Source organism: Arcticibacter svalbardensis MN12-7 (assembly GCF_000403135.1).
In the GTDB taxonomy this organism is placed as follows: domain Bacteria; phylum Bacteroidota; class Bacteroidia; order Sphingobacteriales; family Sphingobacteriaceae; genus Arcticibacter; species Arcticibacter svalbardensis.
Window position 1 is genome coordinate 34,834 of the sequence record NZ_AQPN01000090.1, and the last position, 26,581, is coordinate 61,414.

Below are 26,581 nucleotides of genomic sequence, written 5' to 3' on the forward strand. Positions count from 1 at the left end.
ATTATTGCATTTTTTATAATTTAAACCTACAATAGCAGACACTATCACAATATTTAATTCTTTTGATCTAAATTAGACAGAATCATGCCTTTTATTTTATGCAAAACATCAATCATATTAGAAATATCATCATCCGCAATCATATTCTTATTATAGGTCGCCAAAGAACAGATTTGTTGCATATTATCAAAATACCTGATTTGACTCACCAGGTTATCTTCCACAGGCATATACCGCTTCAATTCACTAATCATACCATTTAAAGTATGACATTGCAGCATCTCCTTTCTGGAAACAAAGAAGCCCATAATGTATTTTTCTATCGACAGCGAAATAGTGTTATACAGAATTTCATTTGTAAAAATATTCCTTCTGTTTAATCCACCTACCGAAACTTTATAGTAGTCATTTGCTTCCTTTAAAAAGCTGTTAGTTACTGTTTCACCACTCATAATTATATATTTTAGCTGTTAATTACATATTCTTTATTCAGATACAGGTTCTGAACTTCCAGTTGAGAGAGCGATCGCTTCAACCGACAGGACATCTCTTTGATGACATGTAGTAAGGAAACTGATTCTGCCTTATTAATGGCTATTGCCTTACTATTTAAAAAAGATATTAATGCCGCAGTTCCAGAGTGTTTTCCAAAAACAAACTCACCCTGTGGTCTGCCTATCTTTTCAGGATCAATAATCTGATACGTTTCCCGATTGGCCAGCAAACAACTCGTATGAATTCCAGACTCATGGCTCAACACCTTACTTCCAGTAATCGCCTTATGATCATGTATTGGAATTCCCGAAGCTTTACTCACTTCCATACATAGTTCATTTAGAACCTCGGTATGAATGCCATGCTCCATTTTACCCCCTAAATCCAAAGCCATAACAAGCTCTTCCAAAGCAGCATTTCCTGCCCTTTCGCCTAAACCATTTACGGTCAGACTTGCTGCATCTGCACCAGTTTGCAGTGCCGTTAAGGTATTAGCTGTAGCCATTCCCAGGTCATTATGCCCATGAAATTCCAATGATACATCAGGCAGGATCTTGCGTACTTTAGTAAAAAGCTCCATGGTTGATAGCGGAGTAAGCAAACCTACCGTATCCGCAATACGTAACCTGCTCGCACCAACTCGATTTGCTTCAGCAAGAAAATAGGACAAGAATGAGAACTCAGCCCTTGAAGCATCCTGAGCACCTATTGCAATATATTCGAAATGATCTGATGCATAACGAACCAGATCACGCAAGTTCTCAATCACCCAATGGTAGTTTTTCCCTAATGCTTTTAAGAGAATCGGAGAAACAGGAAAGGAAATATTAACACTATTGACCCCTGTTTTCAAAGCGGCGTCCAGATCTAACCTGTTTGCCCTGCACCATGCAGTAGACCTGAAGTTCAATCCCAACTCCACAATAGTTTTGATGTCATTCACTTCACGGCTTCCCATCACAGGCGTCCCTAATTCCACTTCTTTGATCCCCGCTTGCTCCAGCAAACAGGCAATCCGAATCTTATCATTCAAATCGAACACTACTCCTGGTGCCTGCTCCCCGTCACGTAAGGTCGTATCGATTAAAAGCGTATTAAAAATCCCTCTATCATTCCCCATTGCAACCAGTTTAATCAGATATTAAATATTTCGCTACTGACTTACCCTCTTCCAGCGCATCCAGAATCTCATCTACTGCATTTTCATCCACCGCACCATACCAGTAATTACAGGGATGAATCACCATTACCGGCCCCTGGGCACAAACATTCAGACAACCCGTAGTCGATACCGTCACATCCATTCCCCTGTCCGAAGCCTCCGAAATCATATACTGAATAATAGCTGGCGCATTTTTCTTGTTACAAACTCCTTTAGCATCACCGGCTAGACGGTATGAATTGCATAAAAGAATATGGAATTCTGGCTTTTTCATCTTATGATAGTTTAATTTATATTTCTACTTAAGCACATCCCTGTGCATCTCCCCTGCAGCTATCGCCACACTTAAATGCATCAGGCATTTTAACTGCCTTTACCTCTTTATTATAATACACCCCTTCAAGTCCTTCATCTATAATGCCGGACATTTGAATTACTCTGATCCCTGCATGCTGAAGAATTTTCAAAGGTTTAGCACCTACTCCCTCCACCAGAATAGCTCTGCAGTCAGCAAGTGAATCAGCCAGATCCTTCCAGCGACTATCTCCACACCCTGCAGGAGGGGTAACCCGCTCCTCAATAAACTGGAACCCACTAGGCGTTTGTTTAAAAATATAAAGCGACTCCGCTTCCCCCAGATGCATATTCACTAATGCACCTTCCCTGGTTCCAACTGCTGCATAAGGCCTGTCGTCTGTAGACTTCAAGGGCCGCATAGCGTATTCACGCAACATACCGTAGGCTTCAGTAAAATCGTGACCCAATAAACCAGCAGCATCAGCACGACACCGGGAACAATGAGTCATCAACCCAAGATGCTTCTTAGCTACCTTCCTTACTTCCTTCATCAATGGACCCGAAGGTTTATCAATATCTTCAAAAGCAGTGTCCTTTGTTGGCAACACAGGAATACAATTCATCACATCAGCACCCAGCGAAGCAACCATTTTAGCTACTTCTTCAATATGATGGTCATTCACTCCCGGAAGAATAACAGAATTTATTTTTACCGTAATACCTTTCGCTTTAAGCAGGGGAATGCATTCCAGTTGATTTTTTATAATAATTTCTGCAGCTGCTCTTCCTCTGTAAATCTTTTTCTCATGTCTGATCCAGGCATAAATACTACTGCCAATATCAGGGTCAACCGCATTAATAGTGATGGTTACATGCGTTACATTTAGGAGAGCCAATTCATCTATATAAGGCTTTAGATTCAGCCCATTGGTAGAAAGACAGAAGATCTTATCCGGAAACTGAGCCTTTGCCAACCGCATGGTTTCCAATGTTTCCTCCGGATTTGCAAAAGGATCACCAGGACCGGCTATCCCAATTACGGAAAGCTTTTCAATATGCGTATCAAGTTCCTTCAGATATTCAACCGCCTGATAAGGAGAAAGCAAAGCAGAACAAACTCCCGGCCTGCTTTCATTTACACAATCATATTTTCTATTGCAGTAATTGCAACTGATATTACACTTTGGTGCTACCGGTAAATGTACACGGGCATGTGTATGCCGAGCTTTTACATCAAAACATGGATGCGCCGCAGCTGTCGGTTTTTCTACCATAAGTTTTTTATCTAAATTTTAACACTACATATATTTATATCCAACTGCCGAATCTTCCTGTTTATGCTCAATCAAAGCATTTACTATCCGATCAAAAAGTTGCTGGGTTCCCTTGTATCCAACATGTTGTAACCGTTGGGCCCCAAAACGATCATGCACCGGAAAACCTGTCCGAACTATAGGAATCCCCAACCTCCTGGCAACGTAATACCCCTTGCTGCTACCTATTAAAATATCAGGCTTTAGGGCATCTGATTTCTCGTTTATAGACTCGAAATCCATATTGTTCATCACCGGTATATCTTTTGTTTTCCCTTCAGTAAGGCGATCCAGAATAGGCTTAAGGCTCTCACCTACACCACCTGATGCAATCAGTACGGGTTCTATTCCAATCTCTAATAAGAACAACACCGTACCGATCACCAGATCTTCGTCTCCATAAACAATTGCTCTTTTACCAAAGAGATACTTATGTCCATCCACATAGGAGTCAATCAACCGCCCTCGTTCCATGGTATATTTCCGGTCTGTTTCTTTTCCTGAAAGCTTTTTAAGCAATTCAAAAAAGCGATCCGTCTCCCTGATCCCAATGGGTAAGCCAAGGCGGTTTGCGGAAACATTTCTATTTTTCTCTAACCATTTAGCGGCAGTAAATGACTGCTTATTTTTTTTTATGCGGCTATTTGTAGTTCCTTCATTCAGAACATATCCGAATTCTATAGAAGCAGAAGCCGATCCTGTACGTCTTAAATCAGCAACAGGCGTTCCTCCCGGAGGAATAAGATGGTATTCACTCCAATTTGGGTTATCTAATGAATCTGAATAATCGGGAAACAGCACATAGTCAAATCCGAAACTATCCAGAATATCTTTCAAGTGTCTGATATCTTCGGGAGAAACAAATCCGGGAAAGATATTAATATGCGTACCACTCTGGTTTTCTTCAGCAAGAACAGCTACTGATGCGGTAACCGTATCATGAAATCCGTCTATATGCGTTCCCTGATAACCAGGTGTGGATGCATGAATCAATACAGGCAAATCAGTATCCTTATTAGATGCCTCGTATTCTTTAATCAACATATTAATATCTTCCCCGATTGTTTCACTGAGACAAGCTGAGGAAATCCCAATAACCCCAGGATGATATTGTTTAATGATATTATCTAATCCGTTATTGAAGTTTTTATGTCCCCCAAAAATGGTCGTTTCTTCACTGAAATTAGAGGAAGCAATATCCACAGGTTCTTTGTAATGGCTGATCAGATAACGCCTGATGTAAGTAGCACATCCCTGAGAACCATGAATCATTGGAATACACCCCTCTATGCCCTTAAAAACCACACTTGCCCCTAATGGCGAACAAAGTTTACAGGCATTTCGTAGAGAAGAAAAACTTTCCGGACCTTCTTTTACTGCTATATCCATATTAACTCGTTTATCTGGTAAATTGCCATACCGGGCTCATGGCTGTTGCATAAATCTCTTTAGCAAAATTGAGCATCCCCTCATAACCTGCCAGCGCCTCTTTACGTTCATGGTTATGATCACAAAAACCCAAACCCAGCTTATAAGCTATAGGTCGCTCTTTTACCCCGCCAATAAAAATATCAGCCTTTTTTTCTTTCACAAATGTGGAAAGCTCAATCGGATTCGAATCATCTACAATGATGGTTCCCTCGTCACACAACTGCTGAATTAACTCATAGTCCTCACTTGTACCGGTCTGCGATCCAACCACAACGGTCTGCACACCAATCAGTCGAAGTGCTTTAATCAAAGAAATAGCCTTAAAGGATCCACCCACATAAATAGCAGCCTTTTTCCCCTGCAGCTTCTCTTTATATTCCTTGATGACAGGCATAATCCGTAAGAATTCTTCCTTCACAATCTCGCTTGCTTTAATCATCAAGTCCTTATCCTTAAAGAATTTAGCCACTCCATATAAAGCTTCCGACATATCTTCTAAACCGAAATAAGAGACCCTCATAAATGGAACGCCATACTTTTCCTGCATCAATTTAGCCAGATACATCATGGAACCCGAACATTGCACGACGTTCAATGATGCCTTATGTGCATTTCTGATTGCATCTACTCTCCCATCACCGGTAATAGTTGCATTCACATGAATGCCCATCCGGCGATAGTAATCCAGCAGCAGCCATAATTCACCTGCAATGTTGAAGTCACCCAGAATATTGATACTGAACTTAGGGATTTCTCTATCAGAGGTACCTACAAGTGTGGCCAAAGCTTCACATGCGACCTTATAACCATCCTTTTTAGTCCCGTTAAATCCCGGTGCCTGTACCGGAATCACTGGAATAGATTTCTCTAAGCCCACCTTTTTGCAAACAGCCTCCAGGTCATCTCCTATCACACCAACCAGACAGGTTGAATAAACAAAAGCAGCTTTTGGCTTATACCGGTCAATCAGCTCAATCAGCGAAGCATATAACTTTTTCTCTCCACCAAACACCACATCCTTCTCCTGTAAATCAGTTGAAAAACTATTACGGTGAAGTTCTGGTCCCGATGACAAAGCACCCCTTATGTCCCAGGTATAAACTGCACAACCTATCGGTCCATGAATCAGATGCAGCGCATCTGAAATAGGGTATAATACCACTCTGGAACCACAAAACACACAAGCCCGCTGACTCACAGAGCCGGCAAGACTTGGTTTAGCACAGAGTATAGCTTCACTGGTAGTTCCACTACGAACTATTTGCTTTTCGCGACCTGTAAGAAATTCACTCATCATGCTTCGTTTTATTAGGCGGTATCGCCGTTTATTACATCGTTAATTCAACCTTTTCTTCAGCACATTCCCGATCTTCTTTATCCAGGATCGCATTTAAGATCTTTATAATAAGACCCATACCACCTTGATAACCAACAATTGGGAAATGACTGTGACCTATACGATCAAGAATTGGGAAACCAACACGTACCAATGGTATATTCTCATCCCTGGCAATGTATTTTCCATAGCTGTTTCCAATCAATAGATCGACAGGCTCCTGTTTAATCCACTGATGCAATAAAAACATATCAGCACGCTGACCATTTTTAAACTTTGCTTCCGGTACTTTTTTCAAAAGCAGGTTAGTCATAGCCGTCTCAAACTTTTTACCCGGAGTACCACTTACGATATAAACCGGTTTCATATCCATCGATAACAGAAATTCCGTTAGCGGAACAAGTGTATCAGGATCTCCAAAAAGCGCTACCCTTTTATTATACAGGTATTGATGCATATCAGCGATCATATCAACCAAACGGCCACGATCAGCTGTAATTGAATCAGGAACAGGCATTTTTGACGCACGACTTAATGCCATCACATACTTGTCTGTTGCCTGCAATCCAATTGGAAGGTCCAAAACACTGAACTTAACCTTACACTTGGTTTCAAGCAGTGTTGCAGCATCTTCAGAGCTATAAGAGCCTAGTGCAAGCGTAAACTTACTGTCACCAGTACTCACCAATTCAGGAATAGTAACACCACCAGAAGGGTAGAATTCATGTTTACCTGTCAATGGAGTATCCAAAACATCCGAAGTATCAGGAAACATAACCGTTTTAATACCCATTTGAGTAGAAATCCGTTTCATTTCCCGCATGTCACTTGGCTCGCACCATCCAGCAACCAAATTGATCTGATTTTTGGGTGTAGTACTTACTGTAGCAAAATGCTTAACCATGGAGGTAACCATATTGGCATAACCAGTTACATGCGATCCTACATAACTAGGTGTATTGCAATGGATCACAAACTTGCCTTCAGGAACATACCCTTCTGTCCTTGCTTTTTGACAGATTTGATTTACATCATCTCCAATAGTTTCGGATAGACAGGTAGTATGAACAGCAATCACATCCGGGTTATAAACCGTGAAGATTGTTTCAATGGCCTGAAGTAAGTTAGCCTGACCTCCAAATACGGAAGTACCCTCTGTAAACGAACTTGTAGCAGCCATTACGGGCTCCTTGTAATGCCTTGTTAAAGCACTTCTATGGTATGAACAGCACCCTTGAGAACCATGGCTATGGGGAAGACAACCATGAATTCCCAATGCCGCATACATGGCTCCTACCGGCTGACATGTTTTTGCCGGATTAATTGTAAGGGCCTCTCTCTCGATTATTTTATCTGTTGTATGACGTAATAACATATCTGATTCTTATTTCAAAAATTAAACTCCGTATTCTGCTTCAATCACAGGCTCTACCTGCCATGGTGCTTTGATCATTTTCCAGATACTGGTATTAATCATCATGTCAATATCGTTGTAGAAATTAACAGCACCTTCAAAACCTGCATACGGACCACCGTAATCATAACTATGCAACTGTTTAAGCGGAATACCCATCTTTTGAACACAATATTTTTCTTTAATACCTGCACAGAAAATGTCAGGATGATAGATCTCAATCAGTTTTTCCATTTCGTAATGGCTGATATCATCAATAATCAGGGCACCCTTAGCCATATCGGCCATCATCCCATCATACTCACCAAATCCACATCCTTTCGCATTCAAAGCTGCTATTTCTTCATCCGTTTTACGGGGACGGTAACGTGTTTCATCAGCCTCAATAGTTAAGACCTCGATGTTACGACTATCAGCATCTACCTGAATAGTAGGAATTACCCTTCTGCCTTCATAATCATCACGGTGTCCAAATTCATAACCCGCAGATAATGTACTCATGCCCAATTCAGAAAATAATTCCTGATAATGATGCGCTCTGGAACCACCTACAAATAGCATGGCTACTTTACCAGTTGTACGAGGATATACTGTTTCAATCGCTTCTTTTACGATAGCCATTTCTTCCGCGATCACTTCTTCTACACGTGCCATCAATTCAGCATCTTCAAAGTACTCCGCAATCCGGCGTAAAGACTTTGCAGAAGCATCTGCACCAATGAAGTTGACTTTAAACCAAGGAATTCCGAACTTAGTCTCCATCATTTCAGCGACATAGTTGATCGACCTATGGCACATGATCACATTTAAATCTGCTGTATGCGCGCGTTCAAACTGTTCAATAGTTGAGTTTCCACTAAAAGAAGAAACTAAAGTAAGTCCGCATTTTTCAAAGATCCGTTCGAGTTCAAAAGCATCACCGCCTATGTTGTACTCGCCCAGCATATTAATTTTATATTTTCCTTCAGGTGCGGTATCATTACGCCCGATTACATGTTTCATCAGCGTATTATTCGCAATATGATGACCTGCACTCTGACTTACCCCTTTATAACCCTCACAACTAAAACCAAAGATGTTGATGCCAAGCTCTTCTTTCATCTCACGAGCTACCGCATGCACGTCATCTCCAATAAGTCCTACCGGACAGGTTGAAAAGATCCCAATGCTCTTCGGTTTAAATATTTCAAAAACTTCTCTTACCGCTTGTTTCAATTTAAGCTCACCACCAAACACGATATTCGAATCCTGCATATCTGTAGAAAAGCAGTAGTTCATAAAGTTTTCAGATTCAGGAGTTGGAGGTAAAGTTTGATTACGTCTGGTTAACCAGGCATAAAAGCTACAACCTATAGGACCATGAACCAAATTGATGATATCTCGTGTAGGACCAAGTACAACACCTTTACATCCTGCATAGGTACATCCACGTGCAGTAATGATTCCGGGAATACTCCTCACATTGGCCATGATTTGTTTAGGCATCTCCCCATCATGTACTAAAATCCCCTTATCACGTTTTTTAGCCACTTTCTTTGGGTATTTTTTCAATACCTCTTCTTTCCATCTTAGTGGATCTATTTCGATTTTACCCATGGTTATATATGTTAATCTAATGTGAGGACACCCTTTTCTCCAGTACGGACACTAATCGAATCGAGGGCTTCAAGCACAAAGATTCTTCCGTCTCCACTGTTATTTGTTCGGTTGGTTTTAATAATTGTTTCGATAGCAAGGTCCTTTTTATCGTCGGAAACAACCAGTGTAATCATGCGTTTCGCTTTTAAACGGTGGTTTGCTTCCGCTTCCTGCATGATCATTTTAATTTCAGGATCATTAACAACCTCCTGATAGCTCTGTCCGAATCCCCTTTGACTCCCCCGACCCAAAACGCCCATCGCAGTAAAGGATGGTAAGTTTGCTTCAGAGAGGGCCTTCTTGGTATCGTTCATTTTCCTGATGCGTATAATTGCCAGAATTAATTTCATAAATGGATGATCTTAATAATAAATTTAACCGATAGCTACAGATGCCTCTACTTGACCTGCCGCCAGTTCTTTAATCCCACTTGAAATTGTATAACTTTCAATTACAGGAGTAATGAAAATCTTACCATCTCCCATGGCTCCTTTATCCCCTGTTCTTGCAGCTTCGATGATTGTGTTGACTACATAATCTTTATCCGCTTCTTTGATCACAATGATCAACAGCTCTTTAGGAAGCTCATCATAGGTAATGTCGCCTACCTTTAATCCCCTTTGTTTACCGCGTCCAAACACAGGCATTTTAGTTACACCCGGAAACCCAACATCGATAAGGGCTTTCAACACGGCACTAGATTTTTCAGGTCTTACAATTGCTCTTATTAATAACATATTCTCGTTTTATATTTTGGTTAATTATTATTCAACACCGTATTCTACCAGTAAGCTTTCCAGATCTTCCATTTCAAGAGGTTTAGGAATCACGAACATTTTGTTCTCATCAATTTTCTTAGCAAGAGCACGGTATTCATTAGCCTGGTTATGAGTAGGCTCAAATTCAATTACTGTTTGACGGTTAATTTCTGCGCGCTGAACCATGTTATCTCTGGGAACAAAATGGATCATCTGAGTGCCTAGTCTGCGGGCAAACTCAACAATCATATTCTCTTCGTTGTCCACATTACGGCTATTACAGATCAAGCCACCTAAACGAACACCACCAGCTTCAGCAAACTTCACAATACCCTTACTGATATTGTTAGCCGCATACATAGCCATCATTTCACCTGAACAAACAATGTAAATTTCCTGTGCCTTTCCCTCACGCATTGGCATGGCAAAACCACCACAAACTACATCACCCAGTACATCATAAAAAACATAATCGGTTTCAATTTCGGTTTCATCATAAGCACCTAACTGCTCCAACAAATTGATGGAAGTAATGATCCCACGACCAGCACATCCAACACCTGGTTCCGGACCACCTGATTCAACACAACGTGAACCGCCGTATCCTAACTTCACTACATCATCCAGTTCTACATCTTCACCTTCTTCCCTTAAGGTATCCAAAACTGTTTTTTGAGCCAGACCTCCTAAGAGTAACCTGGTTGAATCAGCTTTCGGGTCACAACCAACAACTATGACCTTTTTTCCTGACTCAACCAATCCGGCTACAGTATTTTGAGTAGTAGTACTCTTACCAATACCACCTTTACCATAAATTGCTATTTTTCTCATTACGAATATTTTTTGCTTTACAATAAACCTCATTTGCAACTCATGTGCCAATACTGATTTATTCTATTGCGAATACGGCAACAGAAACCTTAACAAGTTGAAAATCACGCAAAATACAATGCTATTTATAATCATTATTAACCAAATAAATAGCTTATTTCTTACATTTATGTAAGGTTTTTGAGCAAATATTACATAAATGAAAGATTTAACAATTTGATTATCAATTAATTATATAAATTAAGATTTGTTTTTATCGTAAACAATTAATTACATTTGCTTTTTACTATTTCTTTAAAATTAATAATATGGCTTTTCAAATATTAGAAAAATGCGTAAGCTGTGGGTCTTGCGAAATAGAGTGCCCTAATCATGCTATATATGAAGGTGGAACAAAATGGACTATGGCAAAAGGCACGAAGACCAAAGGGTCCGTAACCCTTATGGATGGAACAGTAGTTGATGCTGATCAACGCAATCCATCTCAATCATTCGACACCTTTTATATTGTATCAAGCAAATGCACGGAATGTGTCGGATTCCATGATAAACCTCAATGTGTTGATGCCTGCCAGGTAGGTGCTTGTGTCATCTCTCCGCTGTATCCTGAAACAATGGAACAGCTACTTGCTAAAAAAGGAAACCTGCATGGTCAGGCTTAATAAAAAAATATCTAAAATTAAAATAATGGAAACTGAAACTCTTGAATTGGATAAGACCGAAATCAAATTGGTTACTACACTACTCAACGAATACCTGGCTAATTACCATGTACACTACCAGAAACTAAGAGCTTGCCACTGGAATGTTACCGGCACCAACTTCTTTCCACTGCATGTTAAGTTTGAAGAACTATACGACCATGCATTACAGGTGATAGATGATACCGCAGAACGAATTTTAGCATTGGATACTACGCCAATAAGTACTTTATCAGCATACATGGATATCGCTAAGATTAAAGAAATTGAAACAAAAGGAGTATCAGACAGACCATTGGTACAAACCATCCTTGATGACTTTAAAATTCTGATCCAGTTGGAACGTCAGATTCTTGTTCAGTCTGCTGAAGCAAATGACGACGGAACGAATGACATGATTAATGGCTTCATGCAATTCAAAGAAAAAAACAGCTGGATGTTAAAAGCCTATTTAAAATAACCGGAAGCAATAATATGGAAGCTTTAAAAGACCACTGCAACGGAATGTATAAAGAGATGGAATCTAAACTGTTTTCTATCCGATCTGAGTATCCTGAAGCGTGGGACTGGTCAAAGGCTTCTATTGAAGTTACCTCTGCATATATGGTCAGGTTAAAGGATTACATACAGCAACATCCCTTTAAATGGCGCTCAGAAGAAGTCTTTTTCTTTAGGAATATCAAACCATTGTTTTTAAAGAAGGCGATCTTCTTTTCAGAAGTATGGAACATGGAGATGGATAAACCATTGCCCCCTAATGGCAAAGAAGATCTGTTAAACTTCATCTGTAACCAGCAAAACAAATTAGAGGAGTTCTTTGTCTCGAACTCCTTTCTATATGATTATTACCGCGATCATCAGGACTACATGGATTTCAAACTCTTTGTACGCCAACCTTCCAATCGTTTTAGATTCTGCAACATTCCTCTAAAGGTGCTCCCCATGCTTTATTATGGCGATGCAGGTTTTTCTACCGGCTACGATTACCTCTTTGCACAGTTTAAGGCGTTTGAAAAATTTAAAATGCATCTCCAGGCGGAGTATGACAAAGCGCTATTGTTAACTGATAAAAAACCTACTTTAGGAAGTTTCTCAAGCAATGCCTCCAATTTTGATGAATTGACGCATTTATTTAAGAAGGTAACCGGACCTCATTACCTGGATACTGGTCAGGTAATGAGCCTGCAGGATATCTCTATCATTATTCATAAGTTCCGTTCATATCCACAACAGCCGGCAAAAGAATGTGCGCTTCATCAGCTGATTTCCGAAACGGCACACCTTCCCGACAGACTCAAAGAAGTAGTGCTGTCAATTTGTAAGGAATGGGAAAATGAAACAAAAGACATCCCCTATCAAAACTAACTTACTTCACTTCAGCCAGGTATTTATGTACAAAACTGATCGCCATAGATCCCTCACCTACTGCTGAGGCTACTCTGTTCATGGCTCCGGCACGTACATCACCGGCTGCAAAAATACCCGGACAGCTGGTTTCTAACAGATAAGGATCACGATTTTGTTTCCAGACTTTATTGAAGTTAGCATAAGAGGTCAGCTCGCGACCCGTTTCAATAAACCCTTTCCCATCTTTAATAATATCAAGTTGGATCCAGTCCGTAAATGGTTTCGCCCCAATAAAAATGTATAAGGCATCCGCATTTTTAGTTTCAACTTCATTGGAATCCAGACAAATAATATCCAGTTGTTCCAGGTTACCCGAACCCCTGGCTTCTACAATTTCCGTTTTCGATATGATATGGATATTTTCAGTCGCATTGATCTGATCAATCAGATAAGCCGACATGGTACTACTGAGATCTTCTTTTCGAATCAGGATATACACATTTAAAGCAAATTTAGAAAGGTTCATAGCAGATTGTCCGGCTGAATTGCCCCCACCTACGATGTACACTTCTTTACCTTTACAAGCAGTAGCCTCTGTCATAGCCGCTCCGTAATAGATCCCCGCACCAGTAAAGTCAGAAACACCCTTAGTTTCCAATTTGCGGTAATCCACTCCTGTAGTAATCACCACACTTCGAGTCACGATCTCTTCATCATTATCAAGAATAATCCGCTTGTAACCATCTATTTGAACGATTGATTTAACCGATTGAGGCGACAAAAATTCAGTGCCTAAACGAGTTGCCTGAGTAATAGCCCTTCTGGTCAGTTCAGCTCCACTTAAACCTGTAGGGAAACCCAGATAATTCTCAATCCTGGAGCTCGTTCCAGCCTGACCACCAGGAGCACGCCGTTCAATCAATAGCGTTTTCAATCCCTCCGATGCGCCATATACACCAGCAGCCAATCCTGCCGGCCCTGCGCCAATGATGACCACATCATACACATCCTGCTTTTTCAGCTGAGGATTAAGACCAATACTATGGGCAATTTCAACAATACCAGGATTGATCAGATAAGAACCATCCTCCAAAAATATAACCGGTAAATCTTTATTACTAAGCGAATTCAGCTTAAGTAGCTCTTCCGCTTCATCCGCAATTTGAATATCAAGCCATTGGTAAGGCACTAAATTACCCGCCAGGAAGTCTTTAATCTCATGTGAATTTTGAGAATACTGATACCCAATTACCTTAATTCCTTTGAAGTCCGGATGATACGTTTCCTGCCAATCCTCCAACAAATCATCAATAACAGGATACAACCGCTCTTCAGGTGGATCCCATGGTTTTACCAGGTAATAATCCAATTGCACATTATTTATCGCCCGTATGGCTGCATCTGTATCCGAATAAGCCGTTAGTAAAACACGCTTGGCTTCGGGATAGAATTTCATGGCCTGTTCAAGAAACTCAACACCCTCTAATTGAGGCATCCGCTGGTCAGATATAAAAACGGCTACCGTTTCACCCATATTTTTCAATGCTAACAGACTATCCAGTCCTTCTTGCACAAGAGTGGTACTAACCACCTTATACCGGTCACGATATCTCGATTTTAAGTCACGGCTTAAAGCACGTAAAACTTGTGCATCATCATCTATACAAAACAGTATCGGCAGATTCATTGCTGTATTTTGATTTAATAAACTAATAACTACATTTAAATATACTCAATCGGGATTATTTAATTGTCAATAGGAAAGCAAACAACAAATTCGGTACGGTTGACAACCGAATTCACATTCACTGATCCACGATGAGATTTCACAATCCGGTTCACAACATCCAGACCCAGTCCAGTACCCTTTCCAACATCCTTAGTGGTATAAAAAGGATCGAAGATCTTGTATATAGCTTCTTTAGAAATGCCGGAACCATTATCAATCACGGAAACTTTTACATCGTTCTTATCCTGCCGCGTTTTAATCTCCAAAACACCCTTTCCATTCATTTCCATGGCGTCGAGCGCATTGTCAATCAGGTTCGTCCATACCTGGTTCAGCTCTCCAATCATCGCTTTAACAGGCGGAATAGTAGTATCAAAATTCTGAATCACTTCCACGTTCCCCTTCCTGATCTTATGCTCCAACATGGTCAGCGTATTGCGGATCCCGTTATGAATATCGGCGTATTGTTTGTCGCGCCCCTGATCCATGTGAGTGAAATTTTTAACTGAGCCCACCAATTTGGAAATCCGTTGTGATGCCTCCACGATATCAGTTACCATTTTTTCAGTAATCAACTGATTGTTCATCCATTTAAAACCTGCATTTAAAGATTCCTGAGCAATATGCGCTTTAAAATAATCCAGATCATCAAGTGTAAAACCAAAATCAACAAACGTTTCAGCTATTTCAGGACAGTTACGTACTTGATTAGCTTCTAGCCAGTCGCTAAACTCATCCTCCAGATTGGATCGTTGCATTAAAGTAAGTGCAGGTTTCTCTTCCCGGTTTAACAGTTCGAATAATTTTACATTGACGATGTCAATTTCTTCCTCACTCATTTTCAATGACATGATCAGCTTGAAAGTTTCAGGAATCAGATGCAGATGTTTTTTAAGTGAGATGGAGCCCCTAACCACCGCCACTGCAGGGTTATTCAATTCATGAGCTAACCCAGCCGAGAGCTTGCCCAAAGCCATCATCTTTTCATTTTGCTGTTCTAAAGCAGTGAAATCGCGTACCCGGCTAGTCATAATATGCACCAGCGCCTGTGTAAGTTCAAACTGGTTATGAATCATCTCTTCCGTTTTCTTCATTGGGAGGAAAAGAAGCTCGGTAGGTAATATAGCCTGACCAATTCCGTTAGAAAACTTCCCCCTTGAAAATGGCAAATGCCCCGTGATAGACTTCGATTCAAAATTTGTTATTTCCCGTAATTCGTTATTTTGCTTGATGGATAACTTAATTATGCCACTAATGACCACAAAAGTTCCTTTAATTGGATCTCCCTGATTAAATAAATAATCCCCTTCCTCCAGCTTGACAAGTGTGCTATTATCTAATAACCATTGCAGCTGTTCAATGGGAACATCTTTAATCGCCTCAATTGTTTGCAGCCATTCGGTTGTTAATACATTCATATAAACAGATTGTTAAAATAAAAATAGGGTTAAAAATGCTTATATGCTAAAGCAGAATAATTTAGTATTCTTACTCTTAATTTTTTCGCACATTATACCCACCTGAACCGCAGCTCCTCCGCACCTCCTCCGCTCGGAATGCGAATAAAGTGGGGACAAGGTGAAAGTTATTTCCCTTTCAATTATAAAGAAGGTCATACCCATTATACATTTCTTAGTTATTTTTTTCTCCTGAGAGTTTAATTCAACTAATCTACACACCATTAAGGAGACTAAACACATATACATTTTCAGCTTTTAATTCAGTGCAGCCTGGAATGTATACACCTATCGATATTCGTAATATATTTTTATTATTCCCCACTATTTATCAAAACTTATTTTATAAATTTATATTAACAACTCTTTTATAACACTTTGTATATGAAAAAGATACTATCGATTGATGGAGGTGGAATCCGCGGAATAATAGCCGGACAAATTCTCGTAGCCCTTGAGCAGAAACTACAGAAAAAAACAGGAAATGACCAGGCTCGCATAGCCGATTACTTTGATTTTTTTGCCGGTACCAGTACCGGGGGAATCCTCACTTGTATTTGTTTATGTCCGGATGAAAATAACCCTACCTCTCCCCGGTTCTCGGCACAGGAAGCTGTGAATTTATATGTTAAAAATGGAGCTAAAATATTCGACACGAACCTATGGCACCGCATTCATTCCGGAGAGGGAATGCTGGACGAAAAGTTTGATGCAAAACCACTAGAAGACTGTCTGAAGGAATATTTTGGAGATTTAAAACTGAGTCAGTTGGTTAAACCCTGTATAATCACCTCCTATGATATTGAAGGTAGGAATACTCATTTTTTTGCTCAGCAAGACCATTTATCAAAGGGTGAAGGTGGCGACTTTCTGGTAAGAGAAGTTTGTCGGGCTACCTCTGCTGCACCCACCTATTTTGAAACCGCTTTAGTTAAGTCGCTCAGCGGTGTATCTTATGCTTTGATTGATGGTGGCGTATTTGCCAATAATCCAGCTTTATGTGCCTATTCCGAAGTCCGCACGTCAAATGGAGAACCAACAGCAAAGGACATGTTTATCGTATCAATTGGTACTGGCAGTGAAAATAAACCTTACAAATATGAAGATGCTAAAGATTATGGTGCTATTGGATGGATAAGGCCAATTATAGACATCATGATGGCTGGAGCATCGGAAACAACCCATTATCATTTAACGAAAATGTTTGCGGCACAGGGGAATGAAGATAATTATATTCGGATTCAGCCTTCCAGCATTAGAAGAGCGAAATTTGAAATGGATAACGCTACACAAGATAATATTAACGCTTTGGTTGAAGTAGGAATAGCTACCGCTCAGGATTGTCCTGATTTAGACCGCATTGTAGAGGTGCTTTTAAAGGACAAGGATAGCGTTCAATTCAAAGAATTAAGCTACTAAAAAGGTATTCGTTTTATCGACCCATTGACTAAATTTTGCGAATGTATCATTAGCAGACTGGATCACCATGTCCTTTTCATCTGCTGTCATTGGCTGATCCATAAACTGTTTAAAAAGCTGCCACATGGTATCGGTATCGCTTCCATATCCATCGAAAAAAGTTAGTCCGATAACATGAGGAAGATCTATTTGCTGCCGTACCATTTTGCTTATAAACTTGCCACCCAAAGTAGATCCTTCGATCACATAAAGGGCGCCTAGTGCTTGCAGATGGTTGTTTATTTCTGGCAGATCGTCATTGCTTGCCAGAGATGGAAGTGCTGTTTTCAATAGGATCAAGTCATTTTCAAGAGCAGCTGTTTTCCGGCGATCTGCATAATCGGGCAAAAAAGCAGTATCAATGTGTTTGTTGATATTAACTTCCAGACCTCCAAAAAAGCTATAGAAGATTACTAATAACCGCGCTAGACTTTCCTGATTATGAATTGATTTCATTGGGAGAATCAATTTGTTTTCAAGTGACTGATGACTATTTTTGGTATTGATTTTTATATTTTCGGAAAGCATAAAGAGTTATGGATTTGTATCAGTTAATGTGCAGATAGTAGCATCTACAACCTGGACCAGATCTGTGGGATTTAATTTAAGTTGCAATCCACGTTGACCAGCGCTAATATAGATAGAAGTAAAGTCTAAAGCGTGTTTATCGAGATAAACCGGATACTTTTTTTTCATACCTATGGGCGAACAGCCCCCTCTGATATACCCGGTTAGCGAAAAAAGCTCTTTCACTGCTACCGTTTCCACTTTTTTATTGCCAGATACACTAGCCGCATTTTTAAGATTGACTTCCAGAGCACCAGGAATAACACACACGAAAACACCAGATTTATCGCCACGAACCAGTATGGTTTTAAATACCTGCTCAATAGGTTGGCTTAATTGTTCCGCTACATGAATTGCATTTAGGTGATCCTCATCAACAGCGTAGGTAATCAGATCGTATGGAACAGGTATTTTATCCAATATTCGGGCAGCATTCGTTTTATGAGGGTGCATTTGTTGTTTTATAAAGTACTAATCGATCTGTTTATTGAATAAATCAAATAAATGAACCTATTTTTATATCAGCTAAACTACACAAACGAATATTCAAATCGAGGAAAAACAAATATGCTATATTTAGATTTTAAAGAGATTCCAGTGTTAATCACTCCCCGATTAATTTTAAGACCACTTTGTACTGAAGATGCTTACCGGATCCATTTAATACGATCTGATAAGGACCTCAATAAATACCTGGATCGGCGTATCTCAACCGGCATTGCGGATGCTGAAGCACATATCCTAATGATTGAAAATTTAGTCAAAAAAAAGCAATCTATGAACTGGGCCATTGTAGAAAAGGAAGAGGATATCTTAATCGGCACAATAGGCTTTTGGAACTTTGATGTTGAAAATGAAATCGTGGAGATCGGGTATGAACTGCTACCCTCCTATCAAGGCAAAGGATTGATGATTGAAGCAATGAAGCAGGTAATTAAATTCGGATTTGAACAAATGAATGCTCAATCAATCACCGCTTTCCCTTCAGTAGAAAACCGTAAATCAATTGCTCTTTTAGAAAGGGCTAAATTTAGCAATGCGCATACCGGTAGTATAATTCTAAATCCACACGAGAGCTTTATGAATATGGCTACCTATATCTTAAACAGATGAACCGGAATATATCCATGATTTTGCAGCATTTTGCTGTTAAAGCACTAGCTCTAACAAAAGTTACACCCTTAAACAGGTGTTCTGCAGAATAATAGTATCCACCCATTGTTTCTGTTTTTCCGGACTATGATAACGGGCTGGAGTATCCAGTTTACAAAACCGAATCCCTTTTTGCAAACAATGCGTAGAAACAAGCTTCATTTGCGCGCGCATATTTGGAATGCCATTAAAAGTTTTCCTGGTGAAATAAACAGCCTTCAATTGGGGCATAGTATCAATGATTCCAATGATGTTATTCCATTGCTGCACATGACTATCAATAAATGCATCATCTACATTCTCTTCTTCTCCTTCGGGAATCTCTAAAGCATCAATTACATCAGCAAAGTCTACTTTATACTGCTGCATAAACGCCTTCTTATACTTCAGTTCAGCCTCTTTAAGATCCTCTACTCCCCAGCATTCCGGCAATAAGTGCCATAAAAAGTTTCTTGACCTACCGTAATAAAAATCAGGTCCATCAATCGTATCCGGATTAAAAGTACCTAGTATTAGTATTTCAGCCAAGGGGCTAGTTTTGTGTTCCTTAAATTTATTGAAAATAATGGGCATAGAAGTATGGTGTTTATTTGATCACAAGCCATCCCTTCATTGTTTAGAGAGAGCTAAAATGCATTGAAAAAGCAAAAGTAAGCCTATTCAGTCAATTAGAGTGAGTTTTCAGCTAAATAGCGCAAAGAAAAAAGACTTACAGAATTATGTCGTCCTTTCTCTTGCATTCAGGTACAGCTCATCCTCTTTAGCATATTCCATGATGGCATCATGCAAGGCAGATTCCATTTGCATATATTTATCCGGACATACCGATGGATCTGTAATTTTAAACTGCCTTTCTGCATCAATTTGCATATGAAACCTTAACTTTTCATTTTCATGCAATACATATACCTGGAATAACTGCAGCCTTTGTACATTCATCGTATGAAATTCAAATAGCGTCCCGTCTATTTCAGTTTTAAAACTATTTTTCATGTGGCAAAGATAGCAAACCGCCCCTAGAACAAGGTATACCTGACTCCTAAAAAACCTCTTATTCCCTGAAGCGGCGCATAGTTGTACTCGGTATCAAAGGTATAGTGGTTTGGATTGGATACCGGATCATTGGCCGTCTTATCAAATGGATCAAAAGGTCGCATAAAAGGATCCTTAGGTACAAAATTAAATAGATTCTTAATGCCCCCATAGATTTCCATTCCATTAGTAAACTTCCTGGTTAGCTGAACATTGGCAAGGGTAAACCAGGGTGAGTATGCAGGTCTGTAATCATTTTTCTGAATAGGCAGACGCATTGGTCCGCTAAAAGTACCCGTAAAATCCAGCGTGTACTTTTTCTTGTAGGTGTAAGAAAACAAATAATTACCACTCCATTTGGGTGCATGCAGCTGAACAACCTTTTGCTTCCCATTTCCCCGGTCTGCTTGCTGATAAACATCGAGAAAAGTTACCCCGGCAAGGAGTTGAAGCGGAAAATTGAAAGACAGATCTGTATTCAGCGAGACACCCCGGGATACCGCATAGCCGTTTAAATTGGAATAGATAATCTTATTGGGGTCCTGATCAAAATCACCTACAATTTTATTGGTAAAGTAGGAATAAAATCCCGTCAGGTCAAAGCCCAGGTAATAGTGTTCCGAGGGTACTTTTAGCACATAATTCAGATTGCTGTTATATGATTTCTCCGGATTGAGTTCTTCATTTACTACGACTTGACGGGCACCTGTCAGCGCAGCATGATCTTCCGTAAATAGATTTACCACACGAAATCCAGTACCAAAACTTGCCCTTAACACATTATTCTTATCCGGGGACCACTTATACGCCACCCTTGGAGAATGAATAGAGCCATGGTAGCGATCGTAATCGTACCGGTAGCCCAACAAGAGGGTTTGTTGATTTGTAAACTTCCATTCATCCTGTATAAAAACTCCCGGCAAGGGTGTTTTTGCAGGAGCATCATGAAGACCATCGGCGGATAAAGTACCCGGCGTATTATCATCATACCAGGTATAACGCATGGTTCCTCCTAATAAAAAGCTATGCTTTTCCCCGAAGTCCTTATCCCAGAATAGTTGCGCAAAGCCAACCTGCTGATTGGCCATATAGGGCAAAATACCATAATATGAATTTTGATCGTGCCAGTTATACGATAACTGAAGCATAATTTTTTCCTTGAAAGGCAGCTGATACTTGCTGATCATTTCCCATCGCCGGGTGTAAATACTCTCCCCATAAATACTATCCGACCCTCTCCATTCGGTGTTCCAGTTCATCTGCCCACCCCAGCGATCTTCGTTTACATAACGGAATGCTACGGTAGCTAATCGCTTATCTTTTCTAATAAAGTCCCATTTGTTAAATAGAGAAATCCTGTTTTGCAAGGTTACATCCGTAAAACCGTCATTATTATTATCTATTGGGTTAGCATAATTGAAATAATTTAAACCAGCCAGACTTGTAAACTTCTTTCCTGAGAACTTTATTGCTGCATCTACATTATACTCTTCCCAAGTGGTTCCAAAAACATCAGCTGTTACCAATGGCGCTTTAGAAGGACTTTTTGTAATTACATTAATAATACCTCCCATCGCTTCCGAACCATATAAGGACGAAGCCGGCCCCTTAACTACCTCAATCCGCTCGACCAGACTGTTCGGAATTCCGGATAGCCCATACACTGTTGAGAGACTGCTTACGATAGGCATTCCATCAATCAGCACTAAGGTATAAGGTCCTTCCATTCCGTTGATGTGAATATCGCCTGTATTGCACACATTGCAATTCAATTGAGGGCGTACACCATTGACTAGCCCTATCGCCTCAAACAAATTAGGAGTGGGGTTCTTTTGAAAAAACTTATGCGTATACACTTCTACAGGAACCGGGCTTTCCAAACGGCTTACCTCTTTCATAGTGCCCGTAACAACTACTTCGCTTAACGAATTTCTGCTTTCCTTCATGTGGATATGAAGGTCTAAAATAGAATCAGGCAGTACTTGAAGTCTGAGTTTTAATCGTTCATAACCTACTGCCGAAAAAATAACTTCTTGCGACCCTATGGGGATCCCTGTCATAAAAAACCTACCTAATGAGTCTGAAGACATTGATAAAGAAGCATTTGAAATAGAAACAGTTGTTTGCAAGGGATTTTTTCCATACAACACTCTTCCGCTTATCCCGCCAGTTTGAGAGTAAGAATAGAGCGTCGATAAGGTCAGTACCAATAGTAATAAAATCTTCATACGCATATTTTTAAGCAAACATAAATAAATAATTAGATATATCTAACATACGTGTTAGATATATCTAATTATAGTACTTAAAACATAACATTCTGATAATCTTTAAACTAATAGGCCTAATTAAAGGAGCATCCATCTCTTTTAGAACTTATTAAGCGGGTTTTACTATCTTTGCATCCGCTAATGTTCATATACAATAGCGGAAGGATTAAAACCACAATAGCAATGATCGAAATCGGAAAGTTCAATTACCTTAGAATCGTACAAAAAACAGATGTTGGCGTTTTGTTAACCGATGGCGACACCGAGGTAATGATGCCTTATAATCATGCTCCCAATGTGGCTATTCCGGGTGACAACATCAATGTATTTACTTTCATGAATAAGGAAGGTAAACTACTGGCCACCAACCAAACACCTTATGCTACTGTCGGTGAATTTGCTTTTCTGGAAGTAGTAGATGTTTCAGATGACGGCGCATACCTGGATCTTGGAATCGATAAAGATCTTTACGCCCCTAAACGTGACCAAAAACGTCCAATGCAAAAGGGTGAAAGTTATGTTGTGTATGTCTACCTGGATGAAAGCAATGGCCGTATGTTAGCCTCTTCCCGTGTAGCTAACTATGTGGAAGAGAAGAACTTTGAATTTGAAGAATTGGATGAAGTAAGTTTGTTGATTTCAGAGGAAACTGATTTAGGCTTCAATGCCATCATCAACAATCAATACATTGGCCTTTTATACCATAATGAAGTGTTTGATAATGTTCAACCGGGTGATGTTCGTAAAGGATGGATCAAAAAGATCCGTGTTGAAGGTAAGATAGACCTTACTTTACAGCCAACCGGCTATGGTCATATCCTTGACACTAAAGATGTGTTGCTTCAGGAACTAAAAAAGAATAACGGTCTGATTAATCTGGGTGATAAAAGCAGTCCTTTGGAAATTTACGAACGCTTTAAGATTAGCAAAAATGCATTCCGTAAAAGTGTCGGGGGTTTATATAAAGAAAGATTGGTAACGGTTTCAGACTATGAGATCCGCCTGGTTGCTGAGGATTAAAGATAATTCTATAGCGTTTCAGCTATTCGACTTCTAATACCACCTGTTCTTTATTTAGATTGCGTGATAAAGAACGACAAAAACCAGAATGCTGTTTACATATCATACCTTCATCTAGAAAGATGACTCTTTAATCTTGATAGATTTCTTGTATTTCAGCATCAGTTAAAGCCCTGTTAAATACGGCTAAGAAGCCGATTTGACCCACAAAGTTATTTCCCATTTCACCTAAACGGTGTACAGCCCCTACTGTAAAGTCAGATCCCTCTAATCCACCATCAAAAATTCCTTCTTCATAGGGGTAAGGATTTGTTTCAGCTCTGCTATCCAGCTGACCATTCAAATAAGATCGGATAAGCTTACTATCATAAGTAAAACCAGCAAATGACCATTGATTGTAAATAACAGGATCATGACCAATAGCAGCATCCATACACCATTTTTGTCCTGGAGTTGGTCCACCCACCCCTGAAATATGTCCGCCTACCTGGTCAGAGCTATCATGCAAACGTAAATTCAGGAACAGACAGTATTGCCTAAATTTCTCAGTTTCATTCCACATACCAGCTATAGCTTCACACTGTTTATAGCTTTTCGGTTGCCTTTTTATCCAGGATATGACAGTAATTTGAGCTTGCGGACCATGTACATTTAAGGCCGGACAATCCTCCCGTTTAATATAGAGGTATTGTCCCTCTTTCAGATCTACCGCATTCCTAATAGTCACATCGTCCTTAACGAATCCAATAGAACCATTCCCTTCAACAAGTACATAAGCATTTGGTCCTTTAGAACGTAAAGGTTCATTTCCTTCAAAATCCCAATAGCAAATTAACCCGGAAATGCCGTTAAGGCGCTGTTTATAATCAGGCATTATCGTTTCATTAAAATGGTGGTCTCTGTTCGTTAAGCATAACCAAGTTAGCTAAAAATTATCTAATTGAACAAATATAAAAAAGAGGTAAAGGAATAGATTTAGGGACAAAAATACTCCTTATAGCTAAGAATTCATTGAATGGCTCAAACGGAATTAAATCATAAGACACTGTCATACAACAATAAACACAATGAAAGAATTACTCCTTTACTGAAAATTCGTTGATGGATTAAAACCGAATTAAACATAAAACTGAGCTATTGGAATAGGCTGAATGCCGGAACTACTCCTTGAACTACAAGTACTATGATTAGCTAAAAAACAGACAGACATCGACTTACTGAAAAACAACTCAATACTCAATAAACTCCTGATAAACCTCCTGCATACAGGCTTTCCCATCACGCAGCAACTTTTCATTTCCCACCTTAGAACCAGGGTTTCGTTTGTAAATAACAGATTTACCGACCGTTTCATAGGATAGTGCCTGATCCGCGTTGATAACGCCCAATCCATAATCCCAATTAAAGAAACTAAAGTCAGGTGACTTTGGATGAAGAAGATCCTTGCTCCATACATAAGGATTGGAATCCATTCCCAACTGGTTTAGCAGTGTAGCAGCAATATCCGTTTGATTACCCACCTTATTGATCTTAACCCCTCTGAACTCTGGTTTAATTACATCCCCAAAAAACAAAAGAGGAATCCGGTAACGTTGCGGATCAGAAATCTCTAAATCACCTTTCGGAAGGTGATGGCCGTGATCTGCTACCATGATGAACAATGTATTGGTATACCAGCTTTTCTTTTTAGCTTCCCGGATAAAAGCACCCAGACAAGAGTCCGCATAGTAAGCCGTGCTCCTGAATTTATTACCCGTATCATCACCAGGAAAATGAGAACGCCCAGGAAGATCAAACGGCTCGTGATTAGTTAACGTCAAAAAAGTACTAAAAAACGGAGCTTGCTGATTAGTTAATTCAGCTAGCATCTTCGTGTAAACAGGTCCATCATAAGCGCCCCATTTGGAGCTCAGATCTAAGTTTGGAAAATCATTCCGATCAATTATTTTCTGGTAGTTATGGCTCAGCAAATACGATTTCATGTTAAAGAACCGGCTTTCACCACCATAATAAAAAGAAGTCGAATATCCATTTTGTGCAAAGCTTGCTGGTAAAGCCGGCAATTTAACCTGTTTGCTATTTTCCTTCATGATACTCCGTTTCCCTTGTGCAGGAAAAGCACTCAGAACCGACACCACACCTTTATCCGTACGGCTCCCTGAAGAATACACCTCATTAAAGAACAAGCCACCAGCAATCAGTTTCTCCATCTCAGGATCAATTCCCTTCTCTCCTCCCAAACTCTCTACCACATTTCCAGTAAAACTTTCCATGATGATAACAACTATGTTAGGATTTGTAACTCGTAAAACTTGCGTATTATTCCCTTCAGGTTTATTGTAAAGCGTTTTTACGATAGCCTTAGCTTCCTCAGGTTTAAAAAAACTATATACATTCTTACTGCTGTACCTTGCATTCATAAAATCATGAATGAGGCTCCACTCTGTATTCACAGAAGCATAATTCAACAGCGGGTTCAAAGAAAAGTAAGCCATACTCTCATTCATTGGTGCTAGTTGCCATCCCCCACGGATAGCTAAAAAATTAAGCCCCATAATAAACAGCCCTACACTTATTTTAAGAAATATATTCCCTTGTTTTTCAACCCCCGGCTTTACCAACAGACGAAAAAGAAGCACTCCTCCAGCAATCAGTAATACCAATATTAATAGCGTTAAAAACACAGGAGATGACACGCTGCTGGCAATGGCTTCAGTTGGGGAACTAAATGCAAACTCGAATGCACGGTAATTAATTTTTGTTCCCCATTCCCGGTATATATTGAAATTGACAACGGTTATAATAGAGAATAATATAATCAGGAAATACGAATAGATCTTTAAGATCCGAAAAGGCAAACGGAATCCCCGAATAACCCAGATCTGTACAAACAGTAGCAAGGGAATTACACAGATATAGCCAACCATCGATGCATCCATCCATAAACCATATACAAATACCTGTACTATTTCTATAAAAGAGGTAGATTTTAACTTATCTGCATTATATAGAACAAACACGAGTCTTTCAAGAAAGAAAAACAAGATCCAGAAAGTAAAATAACGTACTAAAAGAGTAAGGTTCCGAAACATATTATTTGATAGAAAACCGGAAAAATCCTGAATAAATTTAAGAGGATACGGGGTACAAATATAGGTTAACTTAGTAATTTA

General features: G+C 39.7%; 26 protein-coding genes. 6 read left to right on the top strand and 20 right to left on the bottom strand.

The features are described from left to right. Positions 1-53: 53 nt before the first annotated feature. The 11 genes from ADIARSV_RS11745 to nifH are packed head-to-tail and all read right to left on the bottom strand — an operon-like array spanning position 54 to position 10,675. Complete coding sequence (locus tag ADIARSV_RS11745; RefSeq protein ID WP_016195744.1) at positions 54-452, bottom strand: hypothetical protein; 399 nt, start codon at positions 450-452, stop codon at positions 54-56. 11 nt (positions 453-463) lie between these two features. Beyond that, positions 464-1,615, bottom strand: a complete 1,152-nt coding sequence (locus ADIARSV_RS11750) for a homocitrate synthase/isopropylmalate synthase family protein (RefSeq protein ID WP_016195745.1) — start codon at positions 1,613-1,615, stop codon at positions 464-466. Positions 1,616-1,625: 10 nt separating this feature from the next. Next, positions 1,626-1,931, bottom strand: coding sequence for a (2Fe-2S) ferredoxin domain-containing protein (locus ADIARSV_RS11755; protein WP_016195746.1), 306 nt, complete (start codon positions 1,929-1,931; stop codon positions 1,626-1,628). Between the two features lie 28 nt (positions 1,932-1,959). Then, complete coding sequence (gene nifB, locus ADIARSV_RS11760) at positions 1,960-3,228, bottom strand: nitrogenase cofactor biosynthesis protein NifB (protein ID WP_016195747.1); 1,269 nt, start codon at positions 3,226-3,228, stop codon at positions 1,960-1,962. Positions 3,229-3,252: 24 nt separating this feature from the next. Next, positions 3,253-4,656, bottom strand: coding sequence for a nitrogenase component 1 (locus ADIARSV_RS11765; protein ID WP_016195748.1), 1,404 nt, complete (start codon positions 4,654-4,656; stop codon positions 3,253-3,255). Positions 4,657-4,666: 10 nt separating this feature from the next. Further along, the gene (gene nifE, locus ADIARSV_RS11770) at positions 4,667-5,992 is read right to left on the bottom strand and encodes a nitrogenase iron-molybdenum cofactor biosynthesis protein NifE (protein WP_152439857.1); all 1,326 of its coding nucleotides are present in this window, start codon (positions 5,990-5,992) and stop codon (positions 4,667-4,669) included. Positions 5,993-6,026: 34 nt separating this feature from the next. Beyond that, positions 6,027-7,409 carry a nitrogenase molybdenum-iron protein subunit beta gene (gene nifK / locus ADIARSV_RS11775; RefSeq protein ID WP_040299905.1) on the bottom strand — a complete coding sequence of 461 codons (1,383 nt, stop codon included), beginning with the start codon at positions 7,407-7,409 and terminating at the stop codon, positions 6,027-6,029. 21 nt (positions 7,410-7,430) lie between these two features. Next, the gene (gene nifD, locus ADIARSV_RS11780; RefSeq protein ID WP_016195751.1) at positions 7,431-9,044 is read right to left on the bottom strand and encodes a nitrogenase molybdenum-iron protein alpha chain; all 1,614 of its coding nucleotides are present in this window, start codon (positions 9,042-9,044) and stop codon (positions 7,431-7,433) included. 11 nt (positions 9,045-9,055) lie between these two features. Continuing rightward, a complete protein-coding gene (locus ADIARSV_RS11785) occupies positions 9,056-9,436 on the bottom strand; it encodes a P-II family nitrogen regulator (protein ID WP_016195752.1) in 381 nt (126 codons plus the stop codon). 24 nt (positions 9,437-9,460) lie between these two features. Then, complete coding sequence (locus ADIARSV_RS11790) at positions 9,461-9,823, bottom strand: P-II family nitrogen regulator (RefSeq protein WP_016195753.1); 363 nt, start codon at positions 9,821-9,823, stop codon at positions 9,461-9,463. Positions 9,824-9,850: 27 nt separating this feature from the next. Continuing rightward, positions 9,851-10,675 carry a nitrogenase iron protein gene (gene nifH, locus ADIARSV_RS11795; protein WP_016195754.1) on the bottom strand — a complete coding sequence of 275 codons (825 nt, stop codon included), beginning with the start codon at positions 10,673-10,675 and terminating at the stop codon, positions 9,851-9,853. A gap of 308 nt (positions 10,676-10,983) precedes the next feature. On the opposite strand from nifH, the gene ADIARSV_RS11800 reads away from it, so the two are divergent. Genes ADIARSV_RS11800 through ADIARSV_RS11810 form a run of 3 tightly spaced genes read left to right on the top strand, consistent with a single transcriptional unit; the run spans position 10,984 to position 12,741 of the window. Further along, on the top strand, positions 10,984-11,337 hold the full coding sequence (locus ADIARSV_RS11800; protein WP_016195755.1) for a 4Fe-4S binding protein: 354 nt from the start codon (positions 10,984-10,986) through the stop codon (positions 11,335-11,337). A 25-nt stretch (positions 11,338-11,362) separates the two neighbouring features. Further along, complete coding sequence (locus tag ADIARSV_RS11805) at positions 11,363-11,836, top strand: Dps family protein (protein WP_016195756.1); 474 nt, start codon at positions 11,363-11,365, stop codon at positions 11,834-11,836. A gap of 14 nt (positions 11,837-11,850) precedes the next feature. Beyond that, on the top strand, positions 11,851-12,741 hold the full coding sequence (locus tag ADIARSV_RS11810) for an RteC domain-containing protein (protein WP_016195757.1): 891 nt from the start codon (positions 11,851-11,853) through the stop codon (positions 12,739-12,741). Between the two features lies 1 nt (position 12,742). Here the strand turns inward: ADIARSV_RS11810 and ADIARSV_RS11815 are convergent, their stop codons facing one another. Further along, entirely contained in the window at positions 12,743-14,410 is a 1,668-nt protein-coding gene (locus ADIARSV_RS11815; RefSeq protein ID WP_016195758.1) for an FAD-dependent oxidoreductase, read from the bottom strand. 59 nt (positions 14,411-14,469) lie between these two features. Continuing rightward, positions 14,470-15,870: an ATP-binding protein gene (locus tag ADIARSV_RS11820; RefSeq protein WP_016195759.1), complete on the bottom strand. Its 1,401-nt coding sequence runs from the start codon at positions 15,868-15,870 to the stop codon at positions 14,470-14,472. Between the two features lie 423 nt (positions 15,871-16,293). On the opposite strand from ADIARSV_RS11820, the gene ADIARSV_RS11825 reads away from it, so the two are divergent. Beyond that, positions 16,294-17,328, top strand: coding sequence for a patatin-like phospholipase family protein (locus ADIARSV_RS11825; protein ID WP_016195760.1), 1,035 nt, complete (start codon positions 16,294-16,296; stop codon positions 17,326-17,328). On the opposite strand, the gene ADIARSV_RS11830 is transcribed toward ADIARSV_RS11825, so the two are convergent. Both ADIARSV_RS11830 and ybaK read right to left on the bottom strand, forming a co-directional pair. Beyond that, entirely contained in the window at positions 17,317-17,895 is a 579-nt protein-coding gene (locus ADIARSV_RS11830; protein WP_016195761.1) for a biliverdin-producing heme oxygenase, read from the bottom strand. The two genes, ADIARSV_RS11825 and ADIARSV_RS11830, sit on opposite strands and share 12 nt — an antisense overlap. A gap of 6 nt (positions 17,896-17,901) precedes the next feature. Then, positions 17,902-18,387 carry a Cys-tRNA(Pro) deacylase gene (gene ybaK, locus ADIARSV_RS11835; RefSeq protein WP_016195762.1) on the bottom strand — a complete coding sequence of 162 codons (486 nt, stop codon included), beginning with the start codon at positions 18,385-18,387 and terminating at the stop codon, positions 17,902-17,904. Positions 18,388-18,501: 114 nt separating this feature from the next. Between ybaK and ADIARSV_RS11840 the strand changes: the two genes are divergently transcribed. Beyond that, the gene (locus tag ADIARSV_RS11840) at positions 18,502-19,047 is read left to right on the top strand and encodes a GNAT family N-acetyltransferase (RefSeq protein ID WP_160166661.1); all 546 of its coding nucleotides are present in this window, start codon (positions 18,502-18,504) and stop codon (positions 19,045-19,047) included. Positions 19,048-19,107: 60 nt separating this feature from the next. On the opposite strand, the gene ADIARSV_RS11845 is transcribed toward ADIARSV_RS11840, so the two are convergent. The 3 genes from ADIARSV_RS11845 to ADIARSV_RS11855 form a co-directional block, all read right to left on the bottom strand. Continuing rightward, a complete protein-coding gene (locus ADIARSV_RS11845) occupies positions 19,108-19,614 on the bottom strand; it encodes a uracil-DNA glycosylase family protein (RefSeq protein WP_152439858.1) in 507 nt (168 codons plus the stop codon). 189 nt (positions 19,615-19,803) lie between these two features. Then, complete coding sequence (locus tag ADIARSV_RS11850) at positions 19,804-20,079, bottom strand: hypothetical protein (RefSeq protein ID WP_040299907.1); 276 nt, start codon at positions 20,077-20,079, stop codon at positions 19,804-19,806. A 23-nt stretch (positions 20,080-20,102) separates the two neighbouring features. Beyond that, complete coding sequence (locus ADIARSV_RS11855) at positions 20,103-22,346, bottom strand: TonB-dependent receptor (protein WP_040299909.1); 2,244 nt, start codon at positions 22,344-22,346, stop codon at positions 20,103-20,105. A 225-nt stretch (positions 22,347-22,571) separates the two neighbouring features. Here ADIARSV_RS11855 and ADIARSV_RS11860 point away from each other — a divergent pair, with 225 nt between their 5' ends. After that, positions 22,572-23,408 (top strand): CvfB family protein, encoded by an 837-nt coding sequence (locus ADIARSV_RS11860; protein WP_040299926.1) that lies wholly within the window; start codon positions 22,572-22,574, stop codon positions 23,406-23,408. A gap of 130 nt (positions 23,409-23,538) precedes the next feature. Here the strand turns inward: ADIARSV_RS11860 and ADIARSV_RS11865 are convergent, their stop codons facing one another. After that, positions 23,539-24,282, bottom strand: coding sequence for a LamG-like jellyroll fold domain-containing protein (locus tag ADIARSV_RS11865; RefSeq protein WP_016195769.1), 744 nt, complete (start codon positions 24,280-24,282; stop codon positions 23,539-23,541). A 355-nt stretch (positions 24,283-24,637) separates the two neighbouring features. After that, a complete protein-coding gene (locus ADIARSV_RS11870) occupies positions 24,638-26,500 on the bottom strand; it encodes an LTA synthase family protein (protein WP_016195770.1) in 1,863 nt (620 codons plus the stop codon). Positions 26,501-26,581 lie beyond the last annotated feature (81 nt).